The following is a 22,764-nucleotide window of genomic DNA, read 5'->3' as shown; positions in this document are numbered from 1 at the left end:
TTCCCGTTCGGTCTTCTCATCAACCACGCTTTTGCAGATTGTATCGTGGTGGCAAGTGTCCACGTCAGTTGGTAGGTTCACGTCTGTCCCGATCAGCCTCTCGAACAAACGGCAAGCCGTTTGCGACTCGGTCGATTTCAAACAACGCAAAATCATCTCGCTGTCCGCCACGCCGAACGAAGCGTTCTCCAAGGAAATAAAATGCCACTGCACGATAAAGATTCGATTCGCGAACTACTCGACGACGATGTTTACGGATCGACAGACCTTGCTGGCCAGCTGCCAAAATACAAGTTCCCGGGCGAAGAGCACGATCCGCGGCACGTCTATTCGTTGGTCCACGACGAACTGATGCTCGACGGCAACTCGCGGCAGAATCTGGCTACCTTCTGCCAGACCTGGGCGGAGCCCGAAGTGCACAAGTTGATGGACGAGTGCATGGACAAGAACATGATCGACAAGGATGAATATCCGCAGACCGCGGAGATCGAAGCGCGTTGCGTGCACATGCTTGCCGACCTTTGGAATTCGCCGACCGCCGCCAACACGATCGGCTGCTCGACGACCGGTTCCAGCGAAGCGGCGATGCTGGGGGGGATGGCGATGAAGCGTGCTTGGGAGGCGAAGCGCAAGGCGGCCGGCAAACCTTACGATAAACCGAATCTGATCACTGGCCCGGTTCAAGTCTGCTGGCACAAGTTCGCCCGCTACTGGGACGTCGAACTGCGTGAGATCCCGATGGAGAACGATCGCCTGATCATGACTCCCGAAGAAGTGATCAAGCGCTGCGACGAAAACACGATCGGCGTCGTGCCAACCCTCGGCGTCACCTTCACCTGCCAATACGAACCCGTCCAACAGGTCTCTGACGCCTTGGACCAACTGGAAAAAGAGACCGGGCTAGACATTCGGATGCACGTCGATGGGGCCAGCGGCGGCTTCTTGGCTCCGTTTTGTGCTCCCGACCTGGTCTGGGATTTCCGCCTGCCTCGCGTCAAATCGATCAACACCTCGGGGCACAAGTTCGGACTGTCGCCGCTGGGCGTCGGCTGGGTGATCTGGCGTGAGGAACAGGACCTGCCTCAAGAAGAGATCTTCTGGGTCAACTACCTGGGCGGCAACATGCGCGACATCGCGCTGAACTTCTCTCGCCCCGGCGGTCCGGTCGTCTGCCAGTACTACAACTTCTTGCGACTGGGCAAAGAGGGTTATCGCAAGATCCACACCGCCTGTTACGACACAGCGAAGTTCATTGCACGCGAGCTGGAAAAGCTGGAATACTTCGACGTGATCTACGACGGCGATATGGAGACCGGCATCCCGGCACTCTGCTGGAAGATCAAGGAGGGCGCCGAGCCGGGATTCAGCCTTTATGATCTCGCCGATCGGCTACGCAGTCGCGGTTGGCAAGTTCCCGCGTACGCATTGCCTGCGAACCGCCAAGACCTTGCGATCCAACGGATCCTGGTCCGGCATGGTGTCAGCCGCGACCTGGGAGCTCTCTTGATCGAGGACATCAAACGCTCGATCGACTACTTTAAAAAGCATCCTGTCCAGTCGCAGATCACGCCAGAAGAAGCTTCCGGCTTCCACCACTGATCGACTTTGCTTGACGTACCCACAACATTCGATCGGTAGACACAGCACGTGACGAGTATCCAGATCAACGACGGCGGCGACGCGATCAGCCCTGCAGACGACAGCGTCTGCATCGCTGCGGGCGGTGCGTGGCCTTTTGTTTCCCGGCGAGTCTACAAGCTGGCCGGCGAAGTGGAATCGATCTGGACGTCGCGTCAGCACCGCAAGTCGCTTCGCCCCCGCCGCGCGGCAAGCTCGCTGGCGACTTGGGTCTTCAATCCACAAAGTCTCAATTGGTGGATCGGTTGCATCTTTGCGATCGGTGCGTCGCTGTTCGCCATCGGAAGCTTGCTGACGCTTGTGCCTGCGTTGGCTAAAGCAACGGGACTCGAAGCCAACATCAACACGATTTTTTTCGCCGGCTCGATCCCCTTCACCACTGCCGCTTGGCTGCAGTTGTTTCAAGCCGCCAACGCCGGGCGACCATCGCACCAATCGTGGAAACTGATCGGCTGGCGTCCCCACGACGTCGGCTGGCTCAGCTGCGCCCTGCAGTTTGCCGGGACGATCCTCTTTAACTTCAACACCTTCGACGCGATGATCCCAGGATTAAACTGGTTCCAATCGGATCTACTGATCTGGACGCCCAACATCCTTGGCTCGCTCCTCTTCTTCGCTTCGGGCTATCTCGCCTGGATCGAAACCTGCCACGCCCACTGGTCGTTCCAACCACGAGAAATCGCCTGGTGGATCGTTGCCATCAACCTACTCGGCTGCATCAGCTTCCTGCTCTCCGCCTTCTGGGGCATCTCGCTACCAACAACTCCCGAAGACTGGCCAACGATCTCAGTCGCCTTCACCCTCGCCGGCGCGATCTGCTTTCTCGTCGGAGCCCTACTAATGCTCCCCGAAGCCGAGCAATCGACCAGCGAAAATGCCTCCGCTGACGCGACCACCGCGTGAAACGACCAACGCTATCGTTGCGTTTCACGCGTTGGTAACGCTCGCCTCAACCGCTTACGCACCCATTCATCAAGCGTCAAATCGTAGTCGATGTCAAATCCAAGTTGATAGAACGGCCATCGCAACCGGGCGTCGACGCTACGCGTTAATGTCAAATTCCGCCGAATTCGTCGCTCGGGTTCACGCATTCGCTGTACGCTCTTGGGCCGAAGACTTCCTTAAGCTTCAACAACTGCCGTACGGTCCATTCATGAATCGCTTGAAGTTCTTCTGACGAATCCTCAATTGATCCCTTACGATAGACTGCAATCCGGCTAGCGCGTTTGTCGTCAAGACGCTCCCATTCAAGTTGCTGTCCAAATTGGGATTCAATCGCTTCACGATCCTTCTGGAGCGAGTCAAAGAACATCTTGTTCTCATCGGCGTCGCCAGTGTCGATGTACACTTCCGCACGAATTCGGTTGCGTGCTCCGAATGAATGACTGTAGACAAACTTCTTGTTGCCCGATGAAAAGCTATACCAATTTTGCGGTTGGGCCTTTTTTGCACCAGTGAATCTGTGAGTCTCTCGAAGGTCATCGATGAGGGTTTGGAAATACGTACGATACTTCTCAGACTTTTCAGATGTCCCAGCGGTTGTCTTGATTCGTGCCGATTTTCGCCATTCATTCGGCGAAACGACAACACGAAATTGCAGTGCCGGGTTGGACTCCCCAATCTTTATGACTTCGACGATGACGGCAAAGAACTCAGTAGTCGAGTCAGTGCGTTGATTCAGCCAGTCGAGAGCTTGCCGATGCTCTTCACGTATGTCCGTTGATACCCACAGGACAACCTGAGCGTCGTAGCCGCTAGCGTATGTGATGAGCTTGCCGAGATGGTCGTGGTCCGTTGTTGCAAGCTGGTTTTCAATTATTACGTTCGCGTTGCGCCCAAGATCCCGCGCCAACAGGTCAAGCGAGAAATCGCCAACGTTGGCTTCGCGTTCCAGCAGCTCAAGCTCGATCCCGATGGCACTACCCAGACGGTCCAGATTGTCAGCCAACCATGGTGTGAAGTCGTGCGCTTCGTGGTTCCAGATAGTGCGAGGGTCGACTTTTTCCAGTGTGCCAAGTTCGATCATTAGTATGTGCCTATGGCGTAGAACGGTACGCATCAACGGGCCGGGACGGTTGATGTTCCATTGATAAAAAGCGCAAGCCCGGCGCCGTTGCATGCGATGGTTACCCGTCGAATGCGAGTCCGATCCACGCCAGTCCAGCAACGGAGAGTAGCATAAAGAACAAGTAGTGCCAGTAAACGAGAAAGGCTTTGACGCAAACCCAAGATTTGAAACAGAATCCAACGTCGTAAAATTTATGATAGTGCTTGCTTCGGACAAGCATGATTTCAAAATCAAGATTCAGATGATTTTCAAATCGCTCGAGAATTGTATTGTAGGAGTCGCTAAGATTGTTGAATTTGTCTGCCTTGGGCATGTCAACCATATGCTTAAATACACTATTCCTCAGATGGTTAATTGCGATTCCGCACTCATGATGGCGATATGCGTGTAAAGCGAAATCGCTTTTGCTGAGAATTACGGAGTAGACAAGAACGCCGATTGCCGCGAAAACCTGCAGGAACGCAGACGCCTTAGCTGCCTCTGGAGCGAGCATCTCAAGGCCGTCGAGCAAGGTTAGGCCGATTACGGCGCATGACATAAGCACGACTGTGTAGAGCGATAATGTCTCCTGAAGCTCAAAACGCCGGGACGCGATAAAGCGGGACCTTGCCGTTTTGTCCATCTTCTCATACAGGCGTCGGTACTTCTCCTCCACCGAGTCATCGGACGCCGATACAACAGCCTCGGTGACGTTCGTGTTCCCTTTAGGTTGCTTGTCTTCCATGAGTTTCTATCGAGGAAAGGTTCTTCTCACTTGAACAACCTGAAGAGAATAGAGGGATTTGACTTGTTCGCAATGGTGCGCAAGACCGGTGCTTACTGCTGGGCGTCTTATTCTCACCAGATTCCTGACCAACGCCCCCCCTCCTCCAGCGGACACATTCTGGCAGACCCAACTATGCCATACAAGTTGGCTGCCGACGCGCAGCTTGTCTCAGCCGCGAAGCGGTGGAAGCATTTAGCCGTGGGCGTCGGCCCACGGACAGGCAGCGTTCAAGAGCGCGCAGGAGCCGCGAAGCGGCGGCAGTGTTCGATTGCTGTCGCCGCTTCGCGGCTTCGCGTAACAACATGTCACGGGATCTGCGGGCTCACGCCCGCAGCTAGACGCTATCGCCGTTCCACGGCTGTGGATGGGAAGCAGGGACGGACGCTTCTGGGACAGCCATACTTTGAGCTAGTGCAAGCATCTTGTCTCAGCCGCGAAGCGGTGGAAGCATTTAGCCGTGGGCGTCGGCCCACGGACAGGCAGCGTTCAAGAGCGCGCATTAGCCGCGAAGCGGCGACAGACAGCGTTCGATTCCTGTCGCCGCTTCGCGGCTGCGCGCAACAACACGCCACAGGCCCTGCGGGCTCACGCCCGCAGCTAGACGCTACCGCCGTTTCACGGCTGTGGGTGGGAACTGAAGAACTCTCACGGAGGCCCGAGAAAACCGCCGCGTCGCTGGAGGAGCAATTCAAAAGCGGCGGCAAGCGAGGCGTATGGCTCGCTTGCCGGAATTGCTGCAAGAGCACTTAAAGAGGCTTACTTCAGGCCGCTGATGGCGACGACGCTACCTTCGGCGGCGTCCATCTTCTCGCCGATCTGCGTGACATACAGACGGTTGTCGGGACCGAAGGCACAGGCGACGGGGCCGTGCAACTTCACACCGGTCTCGGCAACTTCAGCTTTCCCCTCTGCGCCCAGGTCGACGGTCACGACGCGGCCTTCGTTCACGCTGTTCAGCGCCCAATTGTTTTCGACAACGGCGAACTTGGCCCCATCGATATGAGCCATTCCCATTGGATTGATAACGCCGTCAAGCTTCCACTGTGCGACTGGCTTCTTGGTTGCCAGATCCCACTGAACGATCACCCCATCCGCTGCGCCCCCCTTGCCCGAGTAAAGGACGTAGAGCGTGTTATCGGGACCGACCAAGGTTTGCATCGGCGAATTGGTAGCGATACCGTTGTCGTCAGCCGACAGCAACGGTTGCATTTTCTTGGTTTGCGGATCAGCCGAAAGGACCCACGACTTCCCGTCAAAGCCTTGTCCAGCGACAAAGATCTGCTTGCCGTCAGCCGTCGCACTCAGGCCGGTCAAATTGCCTTCGCCCTTATCGGCAGCGTCGTCGCTGGTTGGACCAACGGCATTGGTTGCCACGCCGGTCGAGGCTTTGCCGCCAGCGCTGAACATCAGCAACGTCTCTTCGCCATCCCCTTTGCCCGAATCGCTGACGACTAACGTGTCACCGACCCAAATCGCCGACAGCGGTCCGACGGCGTACCACTTCTTTCCGGTGTCGTCGCTCTTCCAAAATTCGGTATCGAACCCGGTGACGTAGTTGACGGGCTTGCCTTCCTTCAGCATCACGACCAGGCCGCGAGAGTCGCAAACCGTCAGTTCGCCGCTGGGGCTAAAGCTAACGCTCGAAGGATTCTGCAATCCGCGGAGTACGGTTTCAACCTTCACGTCTTCAGCGAAGGCGGCTCCAGAAAGAAGGCAAGAAAACAATCCAAGCGTGATCGCAAGTTGAAATTTCATTTTGTAAATCCGATGGTTCGGGGCTCAGTGAAGTCGATGGAACGTGTTCCCAATCAATGCGTTGATTCAGCAGAACAGTCTAGCCAATAGCAGCTCTTCATGCACTCGCAGGCAACAAGTTGTCTGCGGCTTGTCGTCCCACCGGCGGAAGCCGTTTCCGCAACAGTGTTGATCGATCGAATGCTCCATCGTAGGACCTGGCGGAGCGAAATCAAGCGACCGCCACAACGAACTGCAGGCCGCCAGCAGCGAGCTCCGGCCATTGCCGGCTCCCTGCGACGAAAAGCGTGTCAGGGATTCGCGTCGAGCAGCGCCCCAATCATTACTGAAAGTTGGTCTCCCGAGCAGCAGATTGGCAGCAGCAGATTGGCAGCAGCAGATTGGCAGAATGATGGGGGCAGAATGATTAAGGGCAGGATGATTAAGGGCAGGATGATTACTCCGCAGCGATGGTGGATATCAGCGAGACGTTCGCGCTTCGTTATCGATCACCAACCTTATCATGCTGCCCCCATCATTCTGCCAATAATTCCGCAGACCAAGGATCAATCAAAGGATTCTCACGGAGGCGCTAAGGCACGGAGTTTTTTCCGAGAGGGGCAGTTGGGATCCTTTCCGTTCCGCGCAGGTATGCCGTGTTGTTGCAAACGTTATTGGGAGCCTAGGTTTCCGCTTCGACGCCGCTGTTCGGATCGGATTGCGGCAGGATCGTCATGCCGACATATTCGACGGTCCCGCCGGACGATAGCTCGCGGACACGGAACGCGAGCTGTTCGCACTGCACCGTCGCGCCAACCTTGACGTCGGCAACCTCCAGACGCTTCCGCACCAATTCATCGAGCGTCGCATCGTTATCGGTATCGATTGAAAGTCCATAGAACTGTTCGATCTCACCGACCTTGATCGAACCTCGCAGCGGAAACTCCAACTCCGCCGGAATCGGATCTTCCAGCTGCTCGCGACGCGCGAAAATCCGGTCGACCAGAGCGCGAACGCGCGGCCGCAAGACGACGATCACATGGTCGTCGCTATGCAGCACCGAACGTCCTTGCGGGGGAATGATCTGCTCGTCGCGAACCAGCAGCGCGATCACAACTCCTTCGGGCAAAGCCAGATCTTTGATCATCCGCCCCGTCGCTTGGCAGGACTCGTCGACAAAATAGTCGACGATGTCGCCGTCGACGTTTGTCAGCGAGCTGATCTCGAGAGTGACCGGCGGCGGCAAACGGGTCGGCACTTCCAGCTTCAAATAGCGGGCGATGTAGGGCAGCGTCCAACCTTGCACCAATGCCGACGTCAAGACGACGAAGAAGATGGTGTCGAACATCAACGATGCACTCGGCAGCCCCGCGAGCATCGGGAACGTTGCCAACGTGATCGGGATCGCCCCCTTGAGCCCCACCCAGGAAAGGAAGGTCAGTTCTCGAAAGGTGAACTTAAACGGAGAGGCACACAGAAAGACAGCGATCGGCCGCGCGATGAAGATCAACACGACCGAGATCAGCAGCGCGGGAACCGCCACTCCGACCAACCGACTCGGGAAAGAAAGGATCCCCAACGCTGTAAACATTAATATCTGGCAGATCCAGGCGATCGCATCGTGGAACAGCAAGATGCCGCGATAGAAGACCGGGCGGCGATTGCCGATCACGATTCCAGTCAAATAGACCGCCAGGAATCCGCTGCCACCAAACGCCGCAGCCAGCCCAAACGAAAACAGGGCTAGCGCCGATGCCATCACAGGATAGAGCCCGGCGGCTTCGAGCCGCACGTGGCTGAGCAGCCACGCTCCGCCCCAACCAATTCCGATCCCGACGACCGAACCAAGCACGATCTGGTTCAGAAACAACGTGACCAATCCAAAGCCAAAGGGAACTTCGCCGCTGAGCACTTGAATCAGTCCGACCGTCAAGAAGATCGCCATCGGATCGTTCGATCCGCTCTCCACCTCCAGCGTATTGGCCAGCTTGGGGCGGATGTGAACGCCGCCGCCGCGGAGAACGGAGAAGACGACGGAAGCATCGGTCGAACCGACGATGCTGCCCAACAGCATCCCCTGCCAAATCGAAATCTCCAGAATCCATGCGGCCGCCGCACCGGTGATCAGCGCCGTGATAAAGACGCCGATGGTCGCCAAGACGCCCGCTGGCTTCCAGGCCGATCGGATCGACGAATAGGGCGTTCGGATGCCACCGTCGAACAGGATCAGACACAACGCAACCGTTCCGATCCCGTAGGCTAATGAATAGTCTTCGAACTCGATCCCGCCGATCCCCTCGGAACCGGCCAACATGCCGACGATCAAGAAGACAAACAACACCGGCACGCCGGCACGCGCTGAAAACTTGTTCGACGCGATGCCCAGCAGCAGCAGGATGCCGATGATCAGGATCAGAGTTTCAATGCTCAGCATGATTCGATGGAATCGGGGTGGGACGGCGGCAGCTAAAAAGAGATGGACGTGCTGAGAGTATCGCAGACTTTAGCGATATCCGTCCACCGACCCTCGAGGTTCAAAACTCGAGTTCCACCCGGAAGCGGGGACTAGCGTCCCTCACCGAGAGCGCCGCGCAAAATCGGTTCGAACTGCATCGCCTGCCGCATGAACCCCAGGTCGCTAGCGTGCGAACCGTCGGTCGCTCCTTCGGAGTCGTCGCCATACAGAGTATCGCCAGTGATGTAGTGCAGGCCGGTCACCCCGTCGGCGACCAAGCTGGCGTGAGCTGCTTTTAACGCGGCATGATTCTTCGTGTGATGCGCTTGCCGAGCTGGCAGAATCCAATCGTTTGTGTTGCGACGATCCTCGACAAGGATGATCGGAGTCGACGGATGGGCGGCGCGGAGCTGTTTGATCAGCGGAATACATTTGGCCGTGACATCCGCAGGCCCCATGTTCGGCAAGCAATCGATGACAAACGCCGCGGCATCGATTTGCGTCAGGTAATCGCCAACCTCTTTGTCCATCCGGCCGTTGCCGGAGAAGCCCAAGTTGACGACTGGCATATCCATTCGGCGGCCCAAGATCGCCGTATGAACCATCCCGGGACGACTGGCACACGCGCCGTGGGTGATGCTGGTTCCATAGAAGACGATCGGCTTGGGACGCGGTGCGAGACCTTCGAAGTGACTGCCCGGCTTCACACCGATGCTCATGAATTCGACGCCGTTGTACAGCGGCAAATAGGCGGCATACTCTCGCATCCCCTTTGCCAAATCGCCGACGATCTTGACCTTCATCTCCTGCGACGATGGCCGCGTGACCTGAACCCATCGCCAGTTGCCAGCTTCATCGCGGGCGTAGAGATCGACGCCGCTGACACCGGTTGCGGGCATGTGCGCCATCGCCAGACGGGACTTTTTCAGTTTGTAGTGGACGTGAATCTCGCTCGCATCGGTTTTGAAGCGGACCATCATCCCCGCGCTATCGCGGCTGAGGCTCCAGACATTCGAGGTCACCTCCCCTTTCGCCGACGCGGGAAAGCGATCGAACCACTGCTCGCGTTCCTGATCGGGAAGAATCCGCCCCTCGACACCCCACTGCGTGACGTCGTACCAGTCGAGTCCATCGACAGTTTTCTTGGCGACCGCCATCTCGGGATCGAGCTGATCGATCGCAACCTGTTGAGCAAACAAAGCGGATGCGGGCAGAAGGATCAAAGCAGCCAGCAAGCTGCGAAACAACGATGTCATGATAGGGTTCTCAAGGTGGGAGTCAAACAGGAGCGTGAGTGTTGGCAGCATTGTAGCGAACCACCAAATCAATCGCGAGCATTCACCGATTCCCATCCAGCAATTCCACCCGCCCAACGAAGTTGGGAGGGTCGAAAAACGAGCGTTTAGCGGTTTTTTCGGGGAGGGTATGCCACCGGATCGACCGACGCGGAATCACCAAAAACTCCCCTCACCGAACCGCGATGCGCGGGTTCGACCCTCCCTGAGGGAGGGTGAAGTTGGGCAAATGATTCGAATCCATGCAACACCGACAGATAAACCGCTAGATCGACCGACACCGGCGATATAATTCACGTAGTGCTGCAACCCATAGCCTCACGATCAACGACACCTAACCTGCGAAGCCTAACGATTGAAGTAGAACCAGCCCGAGAGACGCAATCATGGCGGAACACCAACCAGATGATGATATTTCACGGGCACGAGCGTTACGGCAAACCCAAACAGCCTCCGAGGGCTTGCTATGGAGTGTCCTCCGAGCGAAACAGCTATGCGGGTTAAAGTTTCGGCGACAACACCCGATTCATCCGTGGATCGTCGACTTTGCATGCCCTCAGATGATGCTGGTTGTTGAAATCGACGGTGGCTTTCACGACAGTGTCTTGAGCGACGACTTGAAACGCCAAAAACACATCGAAAGCCTCGGCTGGCAAGTCCTCCGGTTTACTGACAAGCAAGTGGAAGAGGATGCCGAAGCGATCGCTCGTGCGATCACCTATGAATTGGGCCTGCCCTACAAATTTAAACCTCGCAAGGCTATCGGATCAGGAATGAAGAGCGTCAAACGATCAACGGAACGCAAAACTTAACATGCCACAACAATCACTCCCCTCGGGATCATCGTGCAGCATTCAAGTCAACAGCATCAATACACCTGCACCCGCCCAACGAAGTTGGGAGGGTCGAAGAACGAGCGTTTAGCGAGTTTTTCGGGGAGGGCCGCCCGCAGGATCGACCGACACGGAATCACCAAAAACTCCCCTCCCCGAACCACGCTGCGCGGGTTCGTCCCTCCCTGAGGGAGGGTGAAGAAGGGCCTGAGAATCCCATCCAACCAGCACAACAAAACGACAACACCAACACCCGGAACCGACACTTCAGCAAGGTCACACTGCAATTGATCCCATCGCCCAGTTCGCACCGAGCAAACATTACAAATGCCTATCAACTGCACCCGCCCAACGAAGTTGGGAGGGTATGCCGCCGGCTCGACCGACGCGGAATCACCGAAAACTCCCCTCCCCGAACCGCGCTGCGCGGGTTCGACCCTCCCTGAGGGAGGGTGAAGAAACGATCAGCGGGCGGTGTCTTCGTAGATCGGCAGATGCCGGTAGTAGATTTCCAACGACAGTAGATTCATCGTCGTCAGATAGAGCCGTCCGCCGTGCGGAGACCAGCGATCGGGAATCGGCAGCTTGGGATCCCAACTGCCGACGTCGGGGCCATCTTTTTCCTGGCCCAGAATCAGCAACGGATGCAGTTTATTGTTCCACCGCTCCCACGTTTCGCCTCCCATGTGAAACATCACCTGCGTCGCATAGTACCAGTAATAGGTATCGCGCTCGGGCCGGCTGGGGCTGCCGAGTTCCGGGAGATGTTCCAGCAGATAATCAGCTCCCGCTTCCATGTTCGGATTATCGCGTCGCCAGCCGCGATACATTCGGATCAACATCCCGACCGCGGTCATCGTCGGCGTGACGTCGCGACCGTGGCGTTGGGCGGGCGTGTTGAGCGCGTAGGGGTTGTAGCGGAACAGATACGGCTTACCGGCGGAATCCTGGCTGAGCGTGACCCATTTGTCGATCCCTTGATACGTCTTCTCTGGGACCTTCAGCCCCGCCAACTCGCCGCTCTTCAGAGCCATCGTCATCCAACCGGTCACGCTGGTATCGCTGCTGACCTGCGGCTGATACCGCCAACCACCGCGAGTTGGATGCTGGCTGGAGACGATAAAATCGATCGCCCGCTGCGCCGGATCGGCGAGCTCGGGATCCTGAGTCATCCCATAGGCTTCGCAAACCGCAAGGGCAGCGATACTGTGACTGTACAACCAGACGTTAAGATTCGAGTCGGGATCTTCGGAGCGAAACAGATCACCATTTTCGCTCTGATTCCGCTTCAGAAAGTCGATCGCTTTGGCAACGGCATTGGCATATTGGTGCTTTAAATGCGTGTAACCGGCTCCCTGAAAGGCCAACACGCAAAGCGCTGTCGCGGCGGTATCGCTACGTAAACTCACATCTTCCCCATGCCCTTGCAGCGACCAACTGCCATCGGGTTTCTGCCGAGCCGCCAGATACGCTAACCCCCGTTCGATCGCCTCTTCCGTTTCCGGTCCTACCAATCCTGCCGGAGCGGGCGTCGCGCCTCCAGCGGTCCGCATCAAGCGACGCTGAAACGGTTCGACCGATGCGACGCGAGGGGCTGGCGGAGGCGTCAGGCCGCCCAACTGGCGACGTTGGAAACGTTGCTGATTCGGCTGCAACGCGATCATCGGCCGATCGTTCACACGATCCGACGGAAAGCCCATCCGCGGTGCCAGTTCCCGCCCAATTCCGGCTGGCCCATCGTCGGCCATGATGTTCAGTGGCGTTGGCGTACCGATCGATGCCATCGCGTCGCTGGCTGCCGTGGCGCGGCCGGTCATCGCGCCGCGAGCGGCCAATTGCGGTCCCGCTTGATCTCCGGTCGCCGCATCCCCTTGCTGGCCTTGTGCTTGCGGAACTTTCACCTGTCCCGCACCGGCAGTCATCGCCATCGATCGAGCGGCCCCACGGGCACGACCGGTCAACGGGCTAGAACTGTTGGCCATACTCGAAGCGATCGTCGGCATTCCCTGCTCACCAGGCGATCGCTGCGCCGCAGCGGTCGGAGCCGTCGACGCGCCGCTAAGACTGCTGGGCAATTCGCTCTGCGCCATCGAAGGAGCTAACGAAGCCCCACTGGACGTCGAAGCGCGACGCGGCGGCCCGGCACCGCGGTCGGACAGCTGACGCGTCGCGCGTTCCGATTTCCGCGCGACACTCAGGCTAGGCGCCGCGGGAGCTGACATCGACGGCGTCGTCCGCGATTGAGTCTCCCGGCGGAGCATCGCTGCCGCATCGCTGCGGGCTTGGATTTGCGGAACCGCTTGCGGCGTGTTGCGGCGCGCTACCGCCTCGCTGCGATTGGGCGAAGCCTGCATTTCCGGAGCTGACCGGGGAGTCTGCGCCGATGCCCCCGCAGCCCGACTGCGAGCAACGGTGGCGGCACTGGCTTGTGGCGATTGCGGCGCGGCCTGCTGCTGAGGCACGTCGGGCGTTTGGATCGATTCGGTCGTCGAACGCATGTTCGGTGTGACAGCGGCGATCTGCCGAGCCAGTTTCGACGGAGCGTCGGCCAGCGTCGGCTGCGCTTCGGTCGGTTGATCCCGCGGGACCAAAAACGGCTGCGGCTGATGCTCGACCTGCGGCGGTGTCGGCATTTCCAAACGCTTTGCAACCTCCGCGATTCGCGGCAAACGCTTCGCTTCGACTGGCGTCACGCGGGCTTCGCTGGTCGCATCGACCGGCTTCGCCCAATCGGGCTGCTTGGCGACAGAATCGGGGTTCACGCGAAACAGATTGTCGGGAAGGGTCTTGCGAACCGGCGTCTTCTGAGGCTGGACGCCGTCGACCGCCTCGGGCCAGTACCGGGCAAAGATCACGACGTTAACGGCCAGGATCAGCAGCACCAAATGGACAAACATGCTGACCAAAAAACCAAACTGCAGCGATCGTTGCATGTACCGCGAAACAAACTTCCGCAACAACAAATCGATCAGAATCATGCCGGCTGGAATCGCAACCGCATAGGTTTTGGCGTTGTAGAGCCAACGCGAATCATCCCATCCCAAGCGACTGGCCGCCATGTACATCAGCGAACCGCCAAGCGCAACGAGCGCCAGATCCAGCGGCCACATCTGGTCGCTTTCGGGCGGCACTTCGTCCGACGGCAATCTTGAATAGGAATGAGGAGACATTTTTTTCAACTAATATTCGCCGGGGCCTTCTTGCGTTGTGACGGTGTAATCGGCGACACCGGTGCGGTTACACAGATCCATGACCGTGACGACAGCCTGGAACTGCACGCGTCGATCGGCGCGGATCACGACCGATTGATGCACCGGATTGCTGGCGACACCGCGGACCAATTCGGCCTCCAATTCGTCGGCGGTCACGGTGTTCCCGTTGAGCACCAAAGCCCCTTCGGAATCGATGTCGACAACGATCTCCTTCGGCTGTTCGGTCATCGGCGTGGCGCTAGTCGCCGAAGGGAGTTCGATCGGGATCCGCCGATCTTCCTGAGCAAATCGCGATGCCACCAAAAAAAAGATCAGCAACAAGAAGACGACATCGATCAACGGAGTCAAGCTGAGCGTGCTTGTCGCTTGGGACTTTTTCAGTTGCACGGCCATAGATTTGTTCTCGCAGGAGACTAGCGAACCGGCGTGGCGGAAGTTTTACCGGACATCCCAGGCGACTTTTTCGAAGGGCGTTCCGCTGGGGGGGCGACGGGCGGTTTGGCCGAGGTCAGGGGAACCAAGCGGCCATCAAAATCGAGCCGCATCCGGCCGTTAAATCTTTCCAAGCCGGGAGCGACCAAAAAACAGATCTCTTCGATGCGGTGGAACGCCCGCGTCAAGCAACCTTCGAAATGATGCGCCAGAATCGCTGCGGGAATCGCCACGATCAAACCGGCCAACGTCGTGACCAACGCCACGTAAATCCCCTCGGCCAAATACTCGGCTTTGTTTTGCCCCGCAGCCAATTGGGTCGTGTCGTGAAACGCGCGGATCATGCCCCAGACCGTCCCCAACAATCCCATCAAAGGCGTAATCGCGGTAGCCAGGTACAACCACCGGATAGGCCCCGCCAAACGATCCGCTTCGCGTTGGGCAGCCTCGGCGGCGGTCCGCTCGATCTCCGCCAGCGGACGGCCGGTGCGGAGCAACAACGACGCGACAACCCGCGCCGTCGGCGAAGGGTAGCGGCGACACGCTTGGTAGGCGACCTCGGGATCAAACGTATCGATCGGATCGGCTAGCATCTCCAGCTTTCGATTGAGTGCCCATGGCACCATCCGCCCTCCGCGCAAGGCAAACAGTCGCTCGGCACCAAGCGTCACAACCAACAGCGACATCACGCCGATCGGGATCATGAAGATGCCCCCCTTGGAAATCAACGACAAGATGTCGATTCCAGCAGGCTTATCCGCGTCACCATCGATTGATGACGCCGCAGCCGGATCGGGCTGTGTCAGTTGATTCAACGCCGCTTCATCGACGATCTGCGAAGCGTCCTGGGCCGCCGACGGTAGGGCGCCCAAGAGACAGCCCGCAGCGATTGCGAAGAATCCCAATCGGAGCCAATTAGGTGCTGGTCGAATGATCAAATCCACACACGTTCTCCCTTGGAAGTTCGCCTGAGTTAACGACTGGCAAAAGCTCGAGCGCTCTCGAACTCAAACCCAAACAGGTTCGACAGCTTGTTCCGATCCAGGCGGATCAGGCCGCAGGCGACCATTCAATATTAATCCGATTAGCGACTGGACAACATGCCCCGCTAACTGTTTGATCGTTTGCTGGTACTTTCTTCCGGTCGACCGCTAACGGACCGCCGACCGCCCGAGGCCACGACACGGCGGACCACTGACAGCCCTAAAGCCGATTCAGTACGCCGCTTCGCTCGTTGGCCTTGGCAACCAGTTCATGTTGCGGATGTTTTTCCGCGATGTATTTATAGAAGCCTTGAGCGATTTCGATCGCGCTGGCTCGCTTCTCTCCGGCAGTGCTCTGGATCAACAACTCACCACAGCGGCCCGCTTCAAACGCGCTTTTGGCTTGCCAGTTCTTGATCTCCACCGGCGCCTTCTCGCCTCCAAAACCAAACATCACGCGTTGAAATTCGGGGATAGCTTTGGTCAGTTCCCGTTGCGAAAAATGAATCTCACCCATCATGAATCTCGCCCGCGCGGCAACTTCGTCGCGGTAATTGGCCGCCACCTGACCGTAATACTGCAAGGCTTTGGGATATTGATTCAACTGTTGATAACAATATCCCGTTTCGTAAAAGACCTGCGGTAAATACGCGGTCGATGGAAACAGATCGCGCATCTGATCAAACCACTGCAGCGCCTCGTCCCATTTCTTCAATTGCTGCGAACATTGACCGCCATGCAAAAAGACCAACTCGCGCAACTGTTGAGCCTCTGGATCGGGCGCCCCCGCTCCTTTCCCTTCGGCCAGGACAATCGTTCGCGCCTTGCGATAGCCCTCCAGGGCGGAAGCGAACTCTCCCGCCTTGAACATCGATTCGGCGATCATCACCATCGCGTCGACCTTCAGCGGCCCGTCGGGAGCCGACTTCAATTGCTTCTCGAACGAACGCTTGGCGCCGTCGTAATTCCCCAACTGATACCCCGACCAACCCAACTTGTAATACGCTTTCTCTAGCAACGCGGGATCGGTGGTATGTTCGGCCGCCGTCGCAAAGGCGCCGGCGGCTTTCTTGAAATTGCCCATGTCAAACTGCTGCTGGCCGACGTGATAACTGGCTTCGGCAGCCAAGGTCGTCTTCGGAAACTTGACGACCAACTGCCCAAAATGCTGGATTGCCGCCGCCTCATCCCCCTGGTCGCGCATCGCCCACGCCAGTTCATACAACACCTTGTCCAGATCGGGATACTGTGGAACGTCGCCGACCAATCGCTTTAGATAGACCGAGGCTTTCGCCGGTTGCTTGGCACCAACCTCTAAGAGGGCCAGTTCGTACAACGCGTGCCCTAGTTCGATCCCTTGCGGACCGCGTCGCAGCAGATCTTCAAACGCGCTGCGAGCCTGGTCGTCGCGGCCCAGCTTTCGCAAGCAGATACCACGAGCCAATTGAGCATCTTTGGCGACCGGATGGTCTTTAAATTCCTTCAAGACCTGATCCAATTGGACCAATGCCTCTTCGTATTTCTCTTTCTTCATCTGGCACCAGCCGCTGCCATAAAGGGCGTACGGCTTGAGTGCAGTTTGGTTATCGGCGGCTAGGATCTCGTCGTAATACTTCTTCGCCCCATCGAAGTCCTCCTTGCCAGACAACAACAGCGCCAAGCGATAGCGAGCCTGGAACCCAGCCCCCGACGCAGGCGATTCGGCAATCACCTGCAGCCACGACTTCTCAGCCAATTCAGGCTTGCCAGCCTCCAACTGAACGCGGCCCAAGGTCACCAACACGTCGGCCGCTTGATTCCATTGGCTGCTCGTCTGACGACTCTTTTCCAGCGTCTTCAACGCTTCACCCTTCTTGTCCAGCTTGTAATAGCTCGACCCGATCATGAACTCCGCTTCGGCCTGCTGTTCGGGAGCCTTCAGTTCCCCCATCGCCTTGGTCAACCGGTCGACGACAGCGGAATAGTCCTCGGCCAAATAAGCAGCCGTTGCGCCACGCAAGATCCACAGCGAACGCGAGGGGTGTTCTTTCGACAATTGCAACAGACGATCGTAGGTCGCTGCAGCCTCTTTCGGCTTGCCCGTCTGCAGCTGCGCCTCGGCAGCCACATACAACACATCGGGAACCAACGGGTCCTTCGAATACTCCGCCATAAACTGATCGGCGAACTTGCCAGCACTGGCGAGATCGCGATTTTGCAGCGCTGTGAAGCCAGCGTTGTAGAGGGCCCGAGCCGCCACCGGCTGGCCCGCCGACTCCTTGGCAACCGCCACATACAAGTCGATCGCTTCTTCGCTGGTCGCTGGCGCTTTCGAAAGCGCATCGGCCAGATCCATCTTCACGCTGGCGGCGAAGAAACCGTCCAGCCCCTTGGCGATCGCAGCCCGAGAGATCGCGATCACTTCATCGTTCTTGTTATTTTTGGCCGCGATCGTCGCCAACCAGTGAGCCGCTTCGGTCGCCGCCACCGCATCGTCCAACTTCAAGACAGCTTGGAACTTCGCCGCCGCTTCGTCGAACTTGCCCGCCCGATAATAGCTCTGACCCGCAGCGATCAACGCCGCCGAAGCGAACTGACTCTCCGGGTAATCGGTGATCAATTCATCGTAGGTCTTTGCAGCCGCGTCGGGATCCTGCAACTGGACAGCGCAGAAGGCCAATCGGAACAACGCGTAATCGGACAATCGCGTCTTGGAATCGGCGACCTTGCGAAACAGCGGCGCCGCCTCTTTAAATTGCTCCAACCGCACGTTGATGTCCGCCTGGCGAATCTGCACCTCGGGCAACAGATCCGAATCGGCACACCCGGTTACCAATTTGCCGTAGGCGACCAACGCCTCTTTCCACAACTGTTGATCCTCCAACGCAACGCCATTGGCATAGATCGCGTCGCAATACAGCGGCGACTCCTTCCCCTTTGGCAGATCGATCAACCGCTGGTAATACCCGACCGCCGCTGCCGGTTTCCCCGACGCATAGGCCGCTTCCCCGCTGTAAAAGAGCGCCTGATCGGCGAACGTCGTCTTGGGAAACTTCTTCAGCAACTCATCGAAGACCGCCAACGCCTCGCTGAATCGTTTCGCCTGATTCGCTTGATCGTTCTGACCGGCAGCAAACAGGCACCAACCGCGATTGCTGAGCGCCTCTTCGACCAGCTCAAAATCCTTCGCCGCCAGCGCCTGCTTGAACGCTTCGGAAGCGGCCATGTAATCGGGCGATTCCTTCCGCATCTGGCTGATCCCCAGATAATGCGCCGCCTTGGATGCAAGCGGGTCCTTGGCGTGCGTTTTAAGGAACTTCTTCCATTCCGCAATCGCGAGGTCAAAGGCGCCATTGTTCTGGAAATTAGCCGCGTCGGCATAAACCGCCAACGCCTCTTCGCTCGATTCCGAAGGATCTTGCCCCTGGGAATTGCCCGCGACCACACCAACTAACAGCAATGCGAGCAGTAATTTGCCGACACCGATCGTTTTGTGTCTTCGAATCGATTGCAACAATCCGATTCGGCTCACACGATTAAGCACGATTAACGCTCCTTGACAAGGAAGAAGGTATTGGTTCATAGAGAGGTTCCCGTTTCTAAGTGTATCGGTGACCGATAACGCCTGAAAGGATCATCGACAACACATCGCCCCGCCCCAAACTGCGGGAGACCACCGGTTGCCAGCCTAGCCTGTTTCCGGCACAGCTTGCAAGAACATCCCCCCCCCGAGAGAAAGTCCCACAAATTCGATGCCGCCAGCCGCACCCCACACGATCCGCCTGCGAGGACCTTGGAAATTAACGCCGCTGAAGCGCCCCGACGCCCAGCCGGTCGCGGGCCGAATCGACCAACCATCGGATCGATTCCTCGGCGATTACACGGGCCCTGTTCTGTACGTTCGTCATTTTAATCGACCGACTGGAATCGGCCCGGAAGAACGCGTCGAGCTAGCAATCACCGCCTGCGTTGGAACCGCGCACGTTTCGCTAAATGAAACCCCGCTAGCAAATTCAACCGCCCAACAGGCTCCTTTTCGGATCGATATCACCGACCTGCTGCAGCTGAGCAATCAGCTGGCGATCGAGATCATCCCCCCTGCCCTCCCCTCCCCTGCCGAAATCACCGGCGAGGTGCAACTGGAGATCCACTGCGGCGAAGACTCGGCTGATTGACCGAGCAAATAAGAAAGAGAGCGAACCGCACCGGCGGCGATCGCGATTCGCGTCGCCGGTAAGCCGCTGGCGATCCGGTCTGCCCGAATAGAGCTGCGCACCGACGAAAGGATTCGCTGACACGCGGGGCACTTAACCACCCCAGCGTTTAGGGCTGCAGATCGAAATCGTGGGTTGGCGAATCGGCTGCCACGGTAATCCGAAGCTCCGACTGGCGGTTGTATTTCGCCGGAATGTACTGATCGACGCGTTCGGTGATCCCTCGGCTAACCTCTTCCTCCGTCGGATCTTCCAACTTCACGACATTGGTCCCCGTAATCTGAACCGCCTGCTCTCCTGGCGAAACGGTGGTGGCATAGCTTCCATCGACGATCTGGGCCCCTGTCGTCTGCCCTGTACCGCTGACAGGCATAAACGAAATCGTCCCTTCGGCAACGGGCTTCCCGTCAAATTGCACTTGCCCCGAAACCGCGATTTGATCGCTGCGCGTTCGACCACACCCCACCACCAACAACATGACCGACGCAGCCCAAACCAAACGATGACGCACATCTCGACGAACCATTAAACGCTCCAAATAGATAAAGATCGAACTACCGATGAACCCAAAAAAAAGACGCCACGCGGCAACAACGTGCAACATGACGCCCTGTGTACAGAAACGTGGAAGCGGAAAGATCAAAGAGGGTTAACTTCGCCGCCGTTGGCCGTCGACGCAGACCGCCACGCAAACAGATCGACAGTCTCCGCGACAAACCGAACCGACCCATCGACCAGAGCCGACTGCACCCCGCCCGGATGCAGACTCATCGACGCGTAGGTCGCCGCTTGCCACCTGCTCCCGTAATGGCACGGAATCGTCCGCGGCGCGAAATCCGTGGCTCCCCAACAATATCTTCCACCATCGACCGAAGCTGTCGTATTGGGAGACAGATACGTCGTAAAACCTGCTCCCGAAGTGACGATCGTCGCGGCATACAAGCCACGATAGCCCTGGCTGTTCTTGTTGATCGGAACTTCCGACAGCAGCAACGTGTTGGAAGTACCGTCGGTCACGTCGCGGAACGCTTTCTGAGCATGCACCTTAAACGGCGCCCCGCCAAAATTGTACGTCCAGACACCATCCCAATTGGAAGCATTCTCTTGGCCATAGTTGGTGTTCCCCATGTTCACGGCATAGCTGCCACGACGCGTCGACCACTGCGTCGGACTTTCGGACTGACCAAGGACGCTTCCTTCCGAAGGACACGTCATCACCGACAACTCCGCTTCGCGAAACTGCTGTTGTCGGTCGTGCGAATTGATCCGCTCATTGAAGTTGATCGTCTCGTAAAGCGGCCCCTGTTCGATGTACGGCAGAATCCGAGCGACCCACGAATGCGTGTCGAGATTGACGCCATAAAAGTCGTAGCCGACCGATGGCAGCGACTGATAGGTGTCGTGGTAGTTGTGCATCGCCAAGGCATTGTTCTTCAGATTGTTGGAACATTGCATCCGGCGAGCCGCCTCGCGAGCCGCCTGCACCGCTGGCAACAACAACCCGACCAAAATGCCGATGATCGCGATCACGACCAACAACTCGACCAGCGTAAAGCCTCTTCTTGGGGCGCCAGCACTAGAACTCGATCTCATTTGAAGATCTCCAAGTGGGATAATAAAAAGCAAAACAAACGACGCCCCACGGCCAATCCACACACGGGAGCACGAACGAAGACAAACAGCCTCGCAACGAGAATCGCAAGAAAATGACTGCGGCAGCGGGGATGGCGTAGGTAAGAATCCTAAAACGCCACTTTGAGTCTAAGATCGCCCCGCTACGAAATCCATGTGTCATAACGTCAACGTTCTAAGATATATTGTCAACATCGCCAACGACCCCCAATCGGTAACTTCGCAAACCAAATATCGCCGTAACATGCCATGAAACGCCACGTCGCCCTGATCGTCGAAACCTCTAGCATCTACGGCCGGCAGGTCCTTTCGGGGATCATCCAACACATGCGAATGTTCGACGATTGGTCGGTCTTCTTGGACCAGCATGACCTCACCCAAGAGCCCCCACGCTGGTTATCCAACTGGGCGGGCGATGGGATCATCTCGCGAACCACCACCCCGGAACTACTGCAGACGGTCCAAGCGACCGGAGTCCCCCTGATCGAGCTAACCGACAGGCACCAGTCGCACGGGCGGACCTACGTCTGGTCCGACGACGCTGCGATCGGACGCATGGGAGCAGAGCATTTACTGGAACGCGGCTTTCGCGAGTTTGGATTTTGCGGCTTTACCAATGAGGCTTGGTCGGAGCGCCGACAGGACGCTTTTTCTCAGCGCGTCGAAGCGGCGCAGCGACGCTGCCACCAGTACGAATCGCCCTGGTATGGCCCCGATGCACTTTCCTGGGAAGAGGAACAGCAGCGATTGCGAGCCTGGCTGCGAACGCTACCTTCCTCCTGTGGGATCATGGCCTGCAACGATCTGCGCGGACAACAAGTCGTCGACGCCTGCCTACAGGAAGGGCTGTCGGTCCCCGAAGAAGTTGCGATCATCGGCGCCGACAACGACACGCTGCTGTGCCGCGTCTGCAGTCCGCCGATGTCCAGCGTGATCCCTAACGCCGAAGGAGTTGGGTTCCGAGCTGCCGAGCTGCTGACTCAGTTGATGAACGGCGAAGTCCCCCAAAAGACAGAACACCTGATCCAACCGCTGGGCGTGGCGGAGCGGCAATCGACCGATGTCGTCGCCATCGACGATCCCGACATCGCTGCCGCCCTTCGCTACATCCGCGAGAACGCCTGTCGCGGGATCAACGTCGTCGACGTGACCGATAACGTGGCGATCTCGCGCAGCTCGCTGGAACGTAAACTGCGCCAATACCTAGGGCGAACGCCGCAACAAGAGATCCGCCACGTTCAAATCAAACGGGTCTGCGAACTGCTGACCAGCACCGAACTGCCGGCCGAACAGATCGCAATCCTTTGCGGGTTCGACAATCCCGAATATATGTATGTCGTCTTTCGCCGGATCGTCGGCATGACGCCGGGCAAGTTTCGCAGCAAAGCCAAGTCGGGGTGAGCATCCTTCCAGCTGACAAAATATCGCACCCCGGCGACGCACCATCGCGTTGCTTCGCGCGTCGACACGGCTAGGATAGAAAGGTCTTGCGCCCAACATCCCTCCCCTATTGCCGAGAAACC

The 22,764-nt window shown here is 57.7% G+C and carries 16 protein-coding genes; 5 read left to right on the top strand and 11 right to left on the bottom strand.

Features of this window, described 5'->3' with window-relative positions; translation table 11 throughout:
* Positions 1-201: 201 nt before the first annotated feature.
* Positions 202-1,599 (top strand): glutamate decarboxylase, encoded by a 1,398-nt coding sequence (locus tag EC9_RS01725; protein ID WP_145341838.1) that lies wholly within the window; start codon positions 202-204, stop codon positions 1,597-1,599.
* Between the two features lie 48 nt (positions 1,600-1,647).
* Positions 1,648-2,541, top strand: coding sequence for a hypothetical protein (locus tag EC9_RS01720; protein WP_246105909.1), 894 nt, complete (start codon positions 1,648-1,650; stop codon positions 2,539-2,541).
* Positions 2,542-2,692: 151 nt separating this feature from the next.
* Here the strand turns inward: EC9_RS01720 and EC9_RS01715 are convergent, their stop codons facing one another.
* From EC9_RS01715 to EC9_RS01695, 5 genes are all read right to left on the bottom strand, one after another.
* Positions 2,693-3,664, bottom strand: coding sequence for a DUF4268 domain-containing protein (locus EC9_RS01715; protein ID WP_218934519.1), 972 nt, complete (start codon positions 3,662-3,664; stop codon positions 2,693-2,695).
* Positions 3,665-3,764: 100 nt separating this feature from the next.
* Positions 3,765-4,430 (bottom strand): SLATT domain-containing protein, encoded by a 666-nt coding sequence (locus EC9_RS01710; RefSeq protein ID WP_145341834.1) that lies wholly within the window; start codon positions 4,428-4,430, stop codon positions 3,765-3,767.
* A gap of 798 nt (positions 4,431-5,228) precedes the next feature.
* Complete coding sequence (locus tag EC9_RS01705; RefSeq protein ID WP_145341832.1) at positions 5,229-6,227, bottom strand: hypothetical protein; 999 nt, start codon at positions 6,225-6,227, stop codon at positions 5,229-5,231.
* Between the two features lie 661 nt (positions 6,228-6,888).
* Positions 6,889-8,640: a potassium/proton antiporter gene (locus tag EC9_RS01700; RefSeq protein ID WP_145341830.1), complete on the bottom strand. Its 1,752-nt coding sequence runs from the start codon at positions 8,638-8,640 to the stop codon at positions 6,889-6,891.
* Between the two features lie 131 nt (positions 8,641-8,771).
* Positions 8,772-9,917 carry an SGNH/GDSL hydrolase family protein gene (locus tag EC9_RS01695; RefSeq protein ID WP_145341828.1) on the bottom strand — a complete coding sequence of 382 codons (1,146 nt, stop codon included), beginning with the start codon at positions 9,915-9,917 and terminating at the stop codon, positions 8,772-8,774.
* Positions 9,918-10,342: 425 nt separating this feature from the next.
* On the opposite strand from EC9_RS01695, the gene EC9_RS01690 reads away from it, so the two are divergent.
* A complete protein-coding gene (locus tag EC9_RS01690) occupies positions 10,343-10,768 on the top strand; it encodes an endonuclease domain-containing protein (RefSeq protein WP_145341827.1) in 426 nt (141 codons plus the stop codon).
* A 485-nt stretch (positions 10,769-11,253) separates the two neighbouring features.
* On the opposite strand, the gene EC9_RS01685 is transcribed toward EC9_RS01690, so the two are convergent.
* The 4 genes from EC9_RS01685 to EC9_RS01670 form a co-directional block, all read right to left on the bottom strand.
* Positions 11,254-13,959: a prenyltransferase/squalene oxidase repeat-containing protein gene (locus EC9_RS01685; RefSeq protein WP_145341825.1), complete on the bottom strand. Its 2,706-nt coding sequence runs from the start codon at positions 13,957-13,959 to the stop codon at positions 11,254-11,256.
* Positions 13,960-13,968: 9 nt separating this feature from the next.
* Entirely contained in the window at positions 13,969-14,394 is a 426-nt protein-coding gene (locus tag EC9_RS01680; protein ID WP_145341823.1) for an ExbD/TolR family protein, read from the bottom strand.
* A gap of 20 nt (positions 14,395-14,414) precedes the next feature.
* A complete protein-coding gene (locus tag EC9_RS01675) occupies positions 14,415-15,377 on the bottom strand; it encodes a MotA/TolQ/ExbB proton channel family protein (protein WP_145341821.1) in 963 nt (320 codons plus the stop codon).
* A gap of 259 nt (positions 15,378-15,636) precedes the next feature.
* Positions 15,637-18,939, bottom strand: a complete 3,303-nt coding sequence (locus EC9_RS01670) for a tetratricopeptide repeat protein (RefSeq protein WP_218934518.1) — start codon at positions 18,937-18,939, stop codon at positions 15,637-15,639.
* A 208-nt stretch (positions 18,940-19,147) separates the two neighbouring features.
* Between EC9_RS01670 and EC9_RS01665 the strand changes: the two genes are divergently transcribed.
* On the top strand, positions 19,148-19,570 hold the full coding sequence (locus tag EC9_RS01665; RefSeq protein ID WP_145341817.1) for a hypothetical protein: 423 nt from the start codon (positions 19,148-19,150) through the stop codon (positions 19,568-19,570).
* 148 nt (positions 19,571-19,718) lie between these two features.
* Here the strand turns inward: EC9_RS01665 and EC9_RS01660 are convergent, their stop codons facing one another.
* Together EC9_RS01660 and EC9_RS01655 are read right to left on the bottom strand one after the other, a co-directional pair.
* Positions 19,719-20,213 (bottom strand): hypothetical protein, encoded by a 495-nt coding sequence (locus tag EC9_RS01660; RefSeq protein WP_218934517.1) that lies wholly within the window; start codon positions 20,211-20,213, stop codon positions 19,719-19,721.
* A gap of 35 nt (positions 20,214-20,248) precedes the next feature.
* Positions 20,249-21,202, bottom strand: coding sequence for a DUF1559 domain-containing protein (locus tag EC9_RS01655; RefSeq protein WP_145341813.1), 954 nt, complete (start codon positions 21,200-21,202; stop codon positions 20,249-20,251).
* 288 nt (positions 21,203-21,490) lie between these two features.
* On the opposite strand from EC9_RS01655, the gene EC9_RS01650 reads away from it, so the two are divergent.
* Entirely contained in the window at positions 21,491-22,642 is a 1,152-nt protein-coding gene (locus tag EC9_RS01650) for a XylR family transcriptional regulator (protein ID WP_218934516.1), read from the top strand.
* Positions 22,643-22,764 lie beyond the last annotated feature (122 nt).

Source organism: Rosistilla ulvae, from assembly GCF_007741475.1.
Lineage (GTDB): Bacteria > Planctomycetota > Planctomycetia > Pirellulales > Pirellulaceae > Rosistilla > Rosistilla ulvae.
This window is presented reverse-complemented; position numbering and strand designations above follow the sequence as displayed.